Genomic DNA, 12,853 nt, shown 5'->3' with positions numbered 1-12,853 from the left:
GGTCCTCTCGTTTGCCGAAGCTGTACGGCGATTGTATGGCGCACCATCTTGCGGTGGTCGGGGTCGGGGGATGCCGCTATGCTGCGGCCCTCTTCCGGCCCCTGATGCAAGGCGGCCGGCAACCTGAACCCCGACGTGCCTGCCGAGCAGGGTGGCCCAGCGCCGCCGCTTTGCCGTGCGCGATCCCGTGCGGAACCCACAGATGCACCATGCAATCTCCCCCCTGATGGCCGGCCTGGCCTTTATCCTGGCGGCCAGCCCCGCGATGGCGGCGGATCCCGCCAAGGAAGAGGCGCAGACGCGTTGTGACGAGCGAAAGGCAAAGGCGGCCAAGGCGGGCGAGCGCTCCCCCTGGCTGTTCGTGCCCCTGCTGAGCTCCAGCCCCAAGCTGGACACGGCGGCGGGTCTGATGGTGGGTTACCTGCACCAGTTCGATGAGGGCTCGCGCCCCTCGCTGTTCACCCTGTCCGGCAAGTACACCACCTCGGCATCCCTCATCACCAGCGCCTTCGCCAAGACGTCGTTCGGGGCGGATCACCACCGCATCGTCGGTGGCGTCATCCTTGGCGACATCAACAACAGCTATCAGGATTACCTCGGCACCGGCCGTGCCCTCGCGACCAACGACAACTTCCGCTCCGCCTTCCTGCGCTATCTCTATCGGGTGGAGGGGGACTGGTTCGTCGGTGGCATGGCGGCCTACTCCAACTACGAGGTGCAGGGACAGGATCTGGAGTCGGATCAGATCCTGGACGAGCTGGGGCTGGCGGGCTTCACCTCGGGGGGACTCGGGCTGGTGGTGCAGCACGACTCCCGGGACAGCGACTTCAGCGCGACCAGGGGCTGGTATTTGAACGTCAACAACCTGGCCTATCGGGAAGGGCTGGGGGGAGAAGGGGACTTTGACATCTATCGGGTCGACTATCGGGGCTACTGGAGTCACGGGGATGGCAATGTGCTCGCCTGGCGCAATCGCAACCAGTTCTCCCACAACGCACCGAGTGGCTCCTATTCCCCCATCTACCTGCGTGGCTACACCCCGGGGGAGTACCTGGGCCAGCACATGTCGGCGCTGGAGGTCGAGGAGCGCTACCAGCTCGCCGAACGCTGGACCCTCACCGCCTTCGCCGGGGTGGCCTGTCTCTACGGCGACGCCGTGAACGGGGAGTCTCTGGACTGTGGTGACAGCGACAATGTCTACCCGGCCTGGGGGGCGGGGGTGCAGTATCTGCTCAAGCCGGAGGCGGGCATAGTCGCCAACCTCGAGTATGCGATGGGCAAGGACGACAACGCGGGCATCTATCTCAAGATGGGCTACAGCTTCTGACGCCGGGGCCTCAGGCGCCGGCCACCACCACGCAGTTGCGGCCCCTGTGCTTGGCCTGATAGAGCGCCTTGTCCGCCTGCTTGAGCACGGCACCGAGATCGCTGGCATCCCCCGGCCAGTGGGCGACCCCGAGGGAGATGGTGATGCGCCCGGCCTGCTCCATCTCGTGGCCCGCCACCGTCAGCCGCAGCCGCTCGGCGATCCGCTGCGCCTGCACCAGGGAGACGCCGGGCAGCAGCAGCAGGAACTCCTCGCCGCCGCTGCGGCACAGGGCGGCATCGGCACGCAGATCCCGCTGCATCAGGGTCGCCAGGGCGACGATGACGGCGTCCCCGACGTCGTGACCGAAGTGGTCGTTGATCCCCTTGAAGTGATCGATATCGAGGGCGATGACCGCCAGCGGCCGGGATTGCGCCTGATAGTCGTCCAGCATCTGCTGCATGGCCCGCCGGTTGAAGAGGCCCGTCATGGGGTCGGTGTGGCTGTCGGTATGCAACTGGTCAATCTTGGTGTTGAGCAACCCCAGCCCCTTGAGGATGGCCAGTTTCAACTGGGCCGCCTCGAAGTACCAGGCGCGGATGCCGGAGATGTTGGAGGCCGCCTCCTGCTGATCCATCAGCCTGGCCCTGTTGGCCAGTTGCCGCAGCGGCCTGGCAATGGCGGTGGCCGAGAGCCAGATGACGAAGAGGATGAAGAGGGTGACCGGGATCATCCCCTTGAGGATCTCGAGCATCTGTTGATCCAGCCCGGCCAGGGTGGCGCTGCGGGGGCGCTGGGCCACCACTCCCCAGCCGGCACCGGCCACGGGGGCGAAGCCCGCCAGCATCTCGCTCCCCCGGGAGTTGAGCACGCTTTGCGCTCCCTGCCGCCCCTGCAACACCTCGTCCACCACCGCATTGTCACCTATCTTCTGGCCGATGCGCTTGGGGTTGGGGTGGTAGATCAGCGTCCTTTGCCGGTCGACCACGTAGAGGTAGGAGCCGTCCTGATAATAGTGCTGGCCCAGCAGGCCGGAGAGCACGCTGGCGGATTCCAGGTAGATGCTGCCAGCCACGAAGCCGAGGAAGCGCCCGTCGGCCAAAAAGATCGGATAGGAGAGGCTGATGAGGTAGTTGCCGGAGAGGGCGATGAGCGGGTCAGAGATGAGCGGCTTCCGGCTGGCCAGACTCTGGCGGGCGCTGCGGGAGCTGAGCTTGGCCCCTTTGACCTTCAGGGCCTCGGGGGAGACGGCGACTATGGTGGCCTCGGTGTTCACGACGGCCACCGAGTTGAAGGTGTTGGTGCGCTCGCGCAGCTGGGCCACCTCCTGCTCCAGCCCCTTGACGTCATTGGCATGCAGCAGCGGCGCCAGCAGGGTGGCGCTGTAGGCAAGCTGCTGCTGGGCCGCGTTCAGCATGGCCGCGGTGGAGGCGGCCAGCTTGGTGGCATAGACACGGTTGGCCTCCAGGGTACTGTCGATCAGCAGCTGTCGCTGTGCCTGATGGATGGCGTAGAAGCTGTTGCCGAAGGTGGCCAGCACGCCGAGCACGGCCAGGGCCAGGATGAGGCGATGGAGATCAAACCTCAGCAGCCAGTGAGATAGCATTGGAGAAACGAGTCCTTGTCGGTTGGCACCGGGCGCCGGAGCCATGGTGCAATTTTACGGGGGCTGGCTGCTCAAAAGCTACCGTTAATGTGGTTCTCGAACGATGCCGTTCAGTGAATGACCGCCATGGCCGCGTCATGATCCTGCACCGCCCCGATCACCCAGGGCGGTGAGGGCGGGATCACCGAGCTCGGCCACCGTCTGCCAGAAGGGGGTGATGAGGGGGTTATCCCCTCCCGGTGGGCGAATGAGCCCTATGATCCAGCTCGCCTCGGCCTCCGCCAGGGGCAGGGTGATGACGTCCGGGTGCTCTATGGTGGTGGAGGAGGGCACCAGGGTCCAGGCGATACCCGCCGCCGCGGTGGCGATGCCGGCGGCGAAGTCGTTGACGTACTGGATATCCCCAAAGCGCAGCCCGCTCTGGGCCAGGTAGTGCACGAACTGATCGTGGAAGGAGGGGGCCTTGTCCCGGCGCAGTATGGCGAGTGGCTTGTCCAGCAGATCCGAGAGCCCCGTCACCCCCTGGTAGCCGGCGGGCAGCACGGCGACGAAATGGGCGCGCACCACGGGCAGCACCTGCCAGCCCTTGGGGGCGGGCAGGCGGCAGAAGCCGAGATCCAGCCTGCCCTCGGCGAGTGCCAGCAGCTGGTGATGGCTGGAGAGATCGTTGAGCTCTATGCCGACCCCGGGGCGGCTGGCCCGAAAACGGGCGATGGCCGCGGGCACCAGCAGCTTGGTGGCGACCCCGAAGCCGATGCGCAGGGTGCCGCCATTGCCCGCCAACACGTCGCGGGCGGTGCGACCGAGCTGTTCGCTCTGGGCCACCAGGGCACAGGCATCCCCGTAGAGGGCGCGCCCTAGGGGGGTGAGCCGGGTGCTGCTGGCGTTGCGCTCGAACAGCTCGCCGCCAAATTCCCCCTCCAGCCGCCGGATCTGCTTGCTCAGGGCCGACTGGGTGATGTGCTGGCGCGCCGCCGCCTGACCGAAGTGCAAGACCTCACCCAGGGTGACGAAGGCCTTCAGATCCCGCAACTCCATCACGACTCCTTCATTCCTGTTTGGAATATTGAATGGCAAAAATTGTCATTGGACGGAATTCTAGAACTGTTCGATGCTGATGCCAATTCGTTTTGACCCCCGCCCATGCCCCAAGGGGAGAGGCGGCACCATCCTCAAGCAGCAGGAGACAAGCCAGATGCACCATCCCAAGTTCAACGACTTCCCCGCAGATTTCCTCTGGGGGGCCGCCTCCGCCGCCTACCAGGTGGAAGGGGCCTGGAACGAAGACGGCAAGGGCCCCTCGGTGTGGGATCTCTTCACCAAGTTGCCGGGCAAGACCTTCGAGGGCAGCAACGGGGACGTGGCGGTGGATCACTACCACAGGGTGGAGGAGGACGTGGCGCTGATGGCCGAGATGGGGCTCAAGGCCTATCGCTTCTCGGTGAGCTGGCCGCGCATCTTCCCAAGCGGGCGCGGTGAGGTGAACGAGGCGGGGCTCGCCTTCTACGAGCGGCTCATCGACGCCCTGCTGGCCCACGGCATCGAGCCTGTGCTGACCCTCTACCACTGGGACCTGCCCCAGGCCCTGCAGGACGAATACGGCGGCTGGGAAGACAGGCGCATCATCGACGACTTCGAGCACTACTGCGTCACCCTCTATCAGCGCTTCGCCGGCAAGGTGAAGTACTGGGTCTCCCTCAACGAGCAGAACTACAACCTGACCAACGCCTACCAGCTCGGCACCCATCCGCCCGCAGTGCAGGACAGGAAGCGCTTCTTCGCCGCCAACCACATCGCCTTTCTGGCCAACGCCCGTGTCATCAAGGCGTTCCGTCAGCATGTGCCAAACGGCCTCATAGGCCCGAGCTTCGCCTACTCGCCTGCCTATCCGGCCTCCTGCGCCCCGAGCGACATGCTGGCGTTCGAGAATGCCGAGGAGTTCACCAACCTCTGGTGGCTGGATGCCTACTGCTTCGGCCGCTACCCCCAGGCGGCGCTCGCCTACCTGAGAGAAACCGGCGAGGCCCCCGAGATACTGCCAGGGGATCTCGAGTTGCTGAGCGAGGGCACCCCCGACTACATAGGCGTCAACTACTACTACACCCTGACCTTCACCGACAATCCCCTCGGCGGCCAGACCATGCAGCGCATCAACACCACGGGGCAGAAGGGTACAACGCCGTCCAGCGGTGTGCCGGGTCTCTACAAGACCACCCCCAACCCGCACCTGGAGACCAGCAACTGGGACTGGGCCATCGATCCCACCGGGATGCGCATCGCCCTGCGCCGCCTCTCGTCCCGCTACGGCCTGCCGCTGATGATCACCGAAAACGGCCTCGGCGAGTTCGACAAGCTGACTACCGATGGCCGGGTGCAGGATGACTACCGCATCGCCTACCTGCACAGCCACCTGAAAGCCTGTCAGGAGGCGATGCAGGACGGGGTCGAGCTCATCGGCTACTGCGCCTGGTCCTTCACCGACATCCTGAGCTGGCTCAACGGCTACCAGAAGCGCTACGGCTTCGTCTATGTGGAGCGCGACGAGCAGGGGGGATCCTTGCGCCGCATCAAGAAGGAGAGCTTCCACTGGTACAGCCAGGTGATCGCCTCCGGTGGCAAGACGCTGTAAAGCGCCCATGCGCCCAGTGCGCAGCGCATGTTCTGCCAAAAAACAGAAGGCCCCCTCAACCGAGGGAGCCTTCTGTTTTTGTGTTGTTGGCGCAAGGCGACCTAGATAAACATGCCCCCCGAGGCCTCGATACGCTGGGCGGTGATCCAGCGGTTGTCATCGGAGAGCAGGGCGGCGATGACACCGCCGATGTCGTCGGGCTGGCCGACCCGGCCGAGGGCCGTCTGGCTCGCGAGGAAGGCGTTGACCCCCTTGTCGTCACGCACCACGCCGCCGCCAAAGTCGGTCTCAATGGCACCCGGGGCCACCACGTTGACGGCGATGCCGCGGGGACCCAGCTCCTTGGCCAGATAGTGGGTCAGCACCTCCACGCCCCCCTTCATGGCAGCATAGGCGGCGTAACCCGGCATGGCGAAGCGGGTGAGGCCGGTGGAGAGATTGATGATGCGCCCGCCATCACGGATAAGCGGCAGCAGCCTCTGGGTCAGGAAGAAGGTCCCCTTGAAGTGGATGTTGAGCAGGGTATCGAACTGCTCCTCCGTGGTCTGCGCGAAGCTGGCACGAATGCCGATGCCGGCGTTGTTGACCAGGTAGTCGAACTGTGGGCGTTGCCACTCCCGGGCGAGCAGCTGCTTCACCTCCTCTGCGAAGGCGACAAAGGAGGCGCTCACCCCCACATCCAGCGCCAGAGCATGGGCCTGGACCCCGAGCGCTCTGGCCTCGGCCACCACGGCGGCCGCCTCGTCGGCCTGGCTGCGGTAGGTGATGATGAGATCCACCCCCTTGGCCGCGAGGGCGAGGGCGCTGTGTTTGCCAAGGCCACGACTGGCGCCTGTGATGAGGGCTATGGGTCTGGTCATGGTGTGACTCCTGTCTGGGTGAATGACAAGGGCTCGGTGCGAGCCGACCGGATCACTGTATTGTTCCTTTATTGCCGGATAAATAGCGTGATAATGAAATCACTGTTCCGTTTGAAGAGACAATCAGGCCATGGATCAACTGGATGCGATGAGGCTGTTCGTGCGGGTCGCCGAACTCGAGAGTTTTACCCGCTGCGCCGAGCAACTGGGCATCCCCAAGGCGACCCTCTCCGCCGCCATCCGCCGACTGGAGGAGCGCATGGGCACCCGGCTCCTGCTGCGTACCACGAGACGGGTGCAACTGACCACTGATGGCCAGCTCTGCTACGCCAGGTGTCGGGATCTGCTGGCGGACATGGAGGAGTTTGACGGCCTGTTTCGCCAGGGGGGCCAGATCTCGGGGCAGTTGCGGGTAGACATGCCGAGCCGGATGGCACGCCATCTGGTGATCCCGGCGCTGCCCGCCTTCCTGGCGCAGCACCCCGACTTGCAGCTGATGTTGAGCAGTACGGACAGGCGGGTGGATCTGGTGCGCGACGGCTTCGACTGCGTGGTGCGGGTCGGGGCGCTGGAGCCCTCCAGCCTGGTGGCGCGCCCCCTGGGTCACTATCGCCAGATCAACTGCGCCAGCGCCGCCTACCTGGCCCGTTACGGGGTGCCGCAGACCCTGGCGGATCTGGCAGGGCACCGGCTGGTCCATTATGGGTCGGGGCAGGGGCGCAGCGATCCCGGTTTTGAATATCAGCTGGAGGATGGCAGCCGCGCCCTCTTGCCGATGGCGGGGGCCCTGATGGTCAATGACAGCGAGACCTACCTGGCGGCGGCGTTGGCGGGGCTTGGCATCATACAGATGCCGAGGGTCGGGGTGGAGGGGTTGCTCGGGCGCGGCGAGCTGATAAGCCTGCTGCCCCGGTGGCAGGCGCCGCCGCTCCCCATCCACGCCCTCTATGCCCATCGCCGCCAGCTGGCGCCCAGGGTCCAGCTCTTCATCCACTGGCTGGCTGAACTGCTCGCCGGGGCCCTGGCCGGGGAGTCAGAGCCGGCTGCGCCTTGAGCGGTATTCGCTGGGGGAGAGGGCGAACGCCTCCTTGAAGAAGCGGGTGAAGCTGCTCTGGCTGGCGAACCCGAGGCGCCCGCCCACCTCCTGCAACTGCAGGCCGGGATCCTGCAGCAGCCGGCAGGCCTCCTCCCTTCTCACCTGCTCCAGCAGGGCCGAGAAGTGGCACCCCTCCTCGCGCAGGTGGCGGTTGAGGGTCCAGCGGGTCAGCCTGAGGGCCTCGCAGATCCCCGCCAGCAGGGTGGGGGAGTCGACGTTCTCCTGCCAGAGCCGCTGGCGGATGAGACCGATCACCCGTTCCCTGTAGTGGCTGCTCGGGCGCAGTTGCCGCATCTGGCCGTCGAGCTCCCCCAGCAACAGGGGTTGCAGGGGGCCGTTGCAGCCCCCGTGGGCGAGATCGAGCAAGGCCGCGGGGAAGCGCAGCTCAAAGGCGTCTCCCCGTTGCAGCCGATCCCCCAGCCAGGCCCCCAGCTCGCGCCACAACCTGGGCCGCACCGGGGTGGGCAGCACCAGCCGCCCCTGGCCGGGGTGGTAGAACTGCAGCAGGGCATAGAGGTGGCCGAGGTTGGCCAGGCTGCTCATGGCGATCACGTCCGGGTGATCGGACTCCGAATGGTAACTGAGCCTGGCCTGCCCCTCTTCCTCCCGCAGCAGTATCCGATCGCACTCGCCGATGAGGGGGCGGTAGGCGAGGAAGAAGTGCAGGGCCTGGCGCAGGGTGGCGGCGTTGCAACAGAGGCTCGCCAGCGGCAGGTAGTCGGCGAAGAGCCCCGAGAGCGAAGGGGGCGACCACTTGTGGGCCATGTCCACATGGGGGGCGACCTGGGTCAGCAGCCGGAAGTGGCGCTGGGCGTCGATCCGCCCCTGGGGGAGCAGCAGCTCTTCTCTGGCAATACCGGCACCTTGCAGGAGCTGGGCCGGATCCCGTCCCTGTCTCTGCCAGTGGTTGAGGCAGTGCAGGGCTATCCGGTTGGAGACTGTCTTCACGGCGAAAATCCTTGTCGGCGGTGGCCCACCATCATCCGCCATTGGCCATGAATTGCCGTGAGCCAGGTTCGGCTTCATGTTTCAGAAATGTAACCAAGGGTAACCCTGCAACCCTTTTCACACTTTTCGAACTTGCTCCCAACCGGCAATTCCCTGCACCCGCAGGGCAAGTGAGGCGGGCCGATTTTGCATAGAGTGGCCACTCCTACACACACAAGGAAGATAACAATAATGACATATCCCCCCTTCGCTCTGACCCGCCTCACCCTGAGCATGGGCGTCCTGCTGCTGGCAGGGTGCAATGGCAACGACTCCAGCCCCAAGCCGGAACAGCCCGTCCTGGGGCACCGCACCGTCAGCCTGATCGAGCAGGATGGCCTGCAATTCAAGGATCTCGATGGCAGCGGCGCCCTGACCCCCTATGAAGACTGGCGCCTTGGCGCCGCCGAGCGTGCCCGGGATCTGGTGGGCAGGCTCTCCCTGGCCCAGAAGGCGGGCCTGATGATGCACGGCACCCTGGTGCTGGACGCAGACGGGCGGGTTGACCTCACCGCCATGGACAAGATGCTGCGCGAGGATGGCGTCAATACCTTCATCACCCGCATGGCGGGGGATCCGGCGGCCATCGCCGACGACAACAACCGGCTGCAGGCCCTGCTGGAAGGGGTGGGGTTCGGCATCCCCATGACGGTGAGCACGGATCCCCGCAACCACTTCACCCATGATCCCAATGCCACCAGCATAGGTGCCGGGGCCTTCTCCCAGTGGCCCGAGACACTGGGGCTCGCCGCCATCGGCGATGCCGCCCTGGTGCAGCGCTTTGGCGACATCGCCCGCCAGGAGTACAGGGCCGTCGGCATTCACGAGGCCCTCTCCCCCCAGGCGGATCTCGCGACCGAGCCGCGCTGGGGCCGCATCAACGGCACCTTCGGTGAAGACAACCTGCTCGCCAAATCCCTGGTCAAAGCCTACATAGAGGGCTTCCAGCAGGGGAGCGACGGCATAGGCAAGGAGAGCGTGGTCACAGTGGTCAAGCACTTCGCCGGGGCCGGTCCCCAGAAAGACGGCCTGGATGCCCACAACCCCTGGGGCAAGGAGCAGGTCTATCCCGGTGGCCAGTTTGCCTATCACCTGGTGCCCTTCGAGGGGGCCTTCGAGGCCAAGGTGGGGGCCGTGATGCCCTATTACGCCCTGCCCGAGGGGCTGACCCATGAAGGCCAGGCCATCGAGGAGGTGGGCTTTGGCTTCAACCGCCAGATCCTCACCGACTTGCTGCGGGGCCACTTTAAGTTCGACGGCGTGGTGCTGAGCGACTGGGGCATCGTCAACGACTGCAACGCCCGCTGCGAGCAGGGGCTGACCCAGGATGAGGTGACGGCGGGGGTCAGCCCCTGGACTGTGCCCTTTGGCATGTCCTGGGGCGTGGAGAAGCTCACCAAGGCCGAGCGCTATGCCAAGGCCATCGACGCCGGGGTGGATCAGTTTGGCGGCGTGGAAGATCCCGCCCCCCTGCTGGCGGCGGTGCAGAGCGGCCTGGTAACCGAGGCGGCCATCACCACCTCGGCCGAGCGGATCCTGGCGCAGAAGTTCGCCCTGGGGCTGTTCGAAAACCCCTATGTGGATACCCAGGCCGCGGTGGCCCTGGTGGGCAAGGCCGAGTTCCAGCAGGCCGCCCAGGCCGCCCAGGCGGCGTCCCATGTGTTGCTGAAAAACGAGGGGTCCTTGTTGCCACTCAAGGCGGACGGCAAGCGGGTCTACCTGCACAACGTCAATGCCGAGGTGGCCGCGGCCAACGGCTACACCGTGGTGACGGACCTGGCCCAGGCCGATCTCGCCATAGTGCGGGTCAATGCCCCGGGTGAGCAGGATCCCCGCTTCCCGTTCGGCAGCATCCACTTCGGTCAGCTCGGCTTTGCCAGCGCAGATCAGGTGGTGCAGGAGACGGCCCACGAGGGGGTCTACCGCGGGGCGGACGAGTACGCCGCCATCCAGGCCGTCGCGCAGGCCGGGGTGCCCATGGTGCTCTCCGTCTATCTGGACAGGCCCGCCATCCTGACCGAGGTGGCCCCGGCGGCGCAGGTGTTGCTGGCCAACTTCGGGGCTCTGGATCAGGCGCTGTTCGACGTCATCAGCGGCAAGGCCAAGGCCAGCGGCAAGCTGCCCTTCGAGCTGCCCTCCAGCTGGCAGGCGGTGCAAAACCAGCACCCGGACGTGGCGAAGGACTCCGCGAACCCGCTCTACCCCTATGGTGCCGGTCTGGCCTATTGAGGGCGAGCCCGACATCCATGATCACCAAGGCGCCTGCGGGCGCCTTTTCCATTGCCGCCATCGACAATCCCGGTTTGGCGCAAGGGGCTGGCTTGGGCATAATGACGCCCCATCAGGGTTGCCGCGCCTCGCGACCGCGAGACGGGCGCACCCAGCAAGCGCGCAGAGGAGACAAGATGAAATTTATCGGAGCCCACGTCAGTGCGGCCGGCGGGGTGGAGAACACCATAGCCCGTGCCCAGGCTATCGGGGCCAACGCCTTCGCCCTGTTCACCAAGAACCAGCGTCAGTGGCAGGCTGCGCCACTCTCCGAGGCCAGCATCCGCGCCTTCAAGGCGGCCTGCGACAAGGGGGGCTTTCGCCCCGAGCAGATCCTGCCCCACGACAGCTACCTCATCAACCTGGGCCATCCCGATCCCGACGGACTGGCCAAGTCTCGCGATGCGTTTCTCGATGAGATAAAGCGCTGCGAGCAGCTCGGGCTCTGCTACCTGAACTTCCACCCCGGCAGCCATTTGAAGCAGATCCCCGAGGCGGCGAGCCTGAAACTGGTGAGCGAGTCCATCAACTGGGCGCTGGAGCGAAGCCAGGGGGTCACGGCGGTAATAGAGAACACAGCCGGCCAGGGCACCAACCTCGGCTGGTCGTTCGAGCACCTGGCCACCCTGATCGAGGGGGTGGAGGACAAGAGCCGGGTCGGGGTCTGCTTCGACACCTGCCACGCCTTCGCCGCCGGTTACGATCTGCGCACCCCGGAATCCTGTGCCGCCGTGTTCGCCGACTTTGACCGCATCGTGGGCTTTGAGTACCTCAAGGGGATGCATATCAACGGTGCCAAGTGTACCTTCGGTAGTCGGGTCGATCGCCACCACAGCCTGCGGGAGGGGAACCTGGGGGAAGCCGTGTTCCACCACATCATGAACGATCACCGTTTCGACGGCATTCCGCTGATCCTCGAGACCATCGACGAGACGATCTGGGGCGACGAGATAAGTTGGCTGCGCAGCCTGGCCAGGGCCTGAGCAGCAGGGCAGCCTGAGCAGAGACCGGTGCCGCGCCTTCCCTCGCCATAAAGGGGGGAGGGGCATTACCCATACGAGGAGACGAGATGCAATCACAGGGAACAGCGCCACTGCTGCGCTGGGGGATAGCCGGGGCGGGAGCCATCGCCAGGCGTTTTTGCCGCGACGTCAATCAGTACGCCAGGGGCGGGCGGGTGGTGGCGATCGCCGCCCGGGATCAGGGGCGGGCCGACGAGTTCGCCCGTGAGCTGGGGTTGGGGCTGGCCTATGGCAGCTATCAGGCCCTGGCCGAGAGCCCCGAGGTGGAAGCCGTCTATGTGGCGGTGATCCACCCGGAGCACGCCGCCCTGATCAGGCAGATGTTGCTGGCGGGCAAGCACGTGCTGGTGGAGAAACCGGCGGTGACCCGGGTGGCGGATTGGGACGCCCTGGTGGCGCTCGCCCATGAGCGCGGCCTGCTGCTGCTGGAAGCCATGAAGGTGATGTGCTTCCCCGCCATGCGCGCCCTGTTGCAGCGGCTGCCCCTGCTGCCCGCGCCTCGCAGCCTGCGCGCGGCGTTCGGCTCGGCCCCGCCTCCGGTCGGCAAGCTGTTCGATCCCGCCCTGGACGGCGGCGCCGCCTGGGATGTGGGGGTCTATCCGCTCTGGCTCTATGCTGCCTTCTGCGAGCGGCTGGGGCTCGCGACCCAGGCCCCCGAGGTGGTGCTGGACAGGGCGCCGGGGGAGGTGGATCTCGCGGCCCGCTTCAGCTTCGGCGGCCCCTTCTCGGCGGAGCTTGGCGCCTCCATCGTCGAGGATCTCGACCGGGATGCCTGGCTCTCGGGGGAGGCGTGGACCCTGGTCATCGAGGGCAAGTGGTGGAATCCCCAGCACATTCGCTGGCAGGGGGAGACGCAGCCTGCCGCCTGGCCGGCGGACATCTACCTGCCGGTACAGGGGGGCGGCATGCAGCACGAGGCGGATCACTTCGCCGATTGCCTGCGCCACCGGCTGCTGGACTCCCCCTGGGTGCCCCATGCCCTGACGCGGCGGGTGCTGGGCTGGGTCGAGGCGGGGCTGCACCGGGGAGGCTGATGGCGCCGCACCTCATCCTGCAATAGATCCCCGCAACACCTTCCT

At 66.1% G+C, this 12,853-nt stretch carries 10 protein-coding genes; 6 read left to right on the top strand and 4 right to left on the bottom strand.

All coding sequences use genetic code 11. The features are described from left to right. The first annotated feature begins 202 nt into the window (after positions 1-202). A complete protein-coding gene (locus WIR04_RS11175; RefSeq protein ID WP_338886906.1) occupies positions 203-1,327 on the top strand; it encodes a hypothetical protein in 1,125 nt (374 codons plus the stop codon). Positions 1,328-1,337: 10 nt separating this feature from the next. Here the strand turns inward: WIR04_RS11175 and WIR04_RS11170 are convergent, their stop codons facing one another. Beyond that, the gene (locus tag WIR04_RS11170) at positions 1,338-2,912 is read right to left on the bottom strand and encodes a sensor domain-containing diguanylate cyclase (RefSeq protein WP_338886904.1); all 1,575 of its coding nucleotides are present in this window, start codon (positions 2,910-2,912) and stop codon (positions 1,338-1,340) included. A 135-nt stretch (positions 2,913-3,047) separates the two neighbouring features. After that, a complete protein-coding gene (locus WIR04_RS11165) occupies positions 3,048-3,950 on the bottom strand; it encodes a LysR family transcriptional regulator (protein WP_338886902.1) in 903 nt (300 codons plus the stop codon). A gap of 157 nt (positions 3,951-4,107) precedes the next feature. Between WIR04_RS11165 and WIR04_RS11160 the strand changes: the two genes are divergently transcribed. Beyond that, entirely contained in the window at positions 4,108-5,541 is a 1,434-nt protein-coding gene (locus tag WIR04_RS11160) for a glycoside hydrolase family 1 protein (RefSeq protein WP_338892544.1), read from the top strand. 101 nt (positions 5,542-5,642) lie between these two features. Here the strand turns inward: WIR04_RS11160 and WIR04_RS11155 are convergent, their stop codons facing one another. Beyond that, positions 5,643-6,401, bottom strand: a complete 759-nt coding sequence (locus tag WIR04_RS11155) for an SDR family NAD(P)-dependent oxidoreductase (RefSeq protein WP_307764472.1) — start codon at positions 6,399-6,401, stop codon at positions 5,643-5,645. A gap of 130 nt (positions 6,402-6,531) precedes the next feature. Between WIR04_RS11155 and WIR04_RS11150 the strand changes: the two genes are divergently transcribed. Beyond that, positions 6,532-7,455: a LysR family transcriptional regulator gene (locus WIR04_RS11150; protein WP_338886897.1), complete on the top strand. Its 924-nt coding sequence runs from the start codon at positions 6,532-6,534 to the stop codon at positions 7,453-7,455. On the opposite strand, the gene WIR04_RS11145 is transcribed toward WIR04_RS11150, so the two are convergent. Then, positions 7,435-8,445, bottom strand: coding sequence for a helix-turn-helix transcriptional regulator (locus WIR04_RS11145; RefSeq protein ID WP_338886895.1), 1,011 nt, complete (start codon positions 8,443-8,445; stop codon positions 7,435-7,437). The two genes, WIR04_RS11150 and WIR04_RS11145, sit on opposite strands and share 21 nt — an antisense overlap. 231 nt (positions 8,446-8,676) lie before the next feature. On the opposite strand from WIR04_RS11145, the gene WIR04_RS11140 reads away from it, so the two are divergent. The 3 genes from WIR04_RS11140 to WIR04_RS11130 all read left to right on the top strand — a co-directional run bounded on the left by WIR04_RS11140 (position 8,677) and on the right by WIR04_RS11130 (position 12,808). Beyond that, on the top strand, positions 8,677-10,713 hold the full coding sequence (locus tag WIR04_RS11140) for a glycoside hydrolase family 3 protein (RefSeq protein ID WP_338886893.1): 2,037 nt from the start codon (positions 8,677-8,679) through the stop codon (positions 10,711-10,713). Positions 10,714-10,889: 176 nt separating this feature from the next. Continuing rightward, positions 10,890-11,735 (top strand): deoxyribonuclease IV, encoded by an 846-nt coding sequence (nfo, locus tag WIR04_RS11135; protein ID WP_025326864.1) that lies wholly within the window; start codon positions 10,890-10,892, stop codon positions 11,733-11,735. Positions 11,736-11,821: 86 nt separating this feature from the next. Next, positions 11,822-12,808: a Gfo/Idh/MocA family oxidoreductase gene (locus tag WIR04_RS11130; RefSeq protein ID WP_338886890.1), complete on the top strand. Its 987-nt coding sequence runs from the start codon at positions 11,822-11,824 to the stop codon at positions 12,806-12,808. Positions 12,809-12,853: the final 45 nt, after the last annotated feature.

It is taken from the genome of Aeromonas rivipollensis, from assembly GCF_037811135.1.
Classification (GTDB): domain Bacteria; phylum Pseudomonadota; class Gammaproteobacteria; order Enterobacterales; family Aeromonadaceae; genus Aeromonas; species Aeromonas rivipollensis.
Note: the sequence above shows the minus strand (reverse complement) of the source record. Positions and strands in the feature narration are given on the sequence as shown.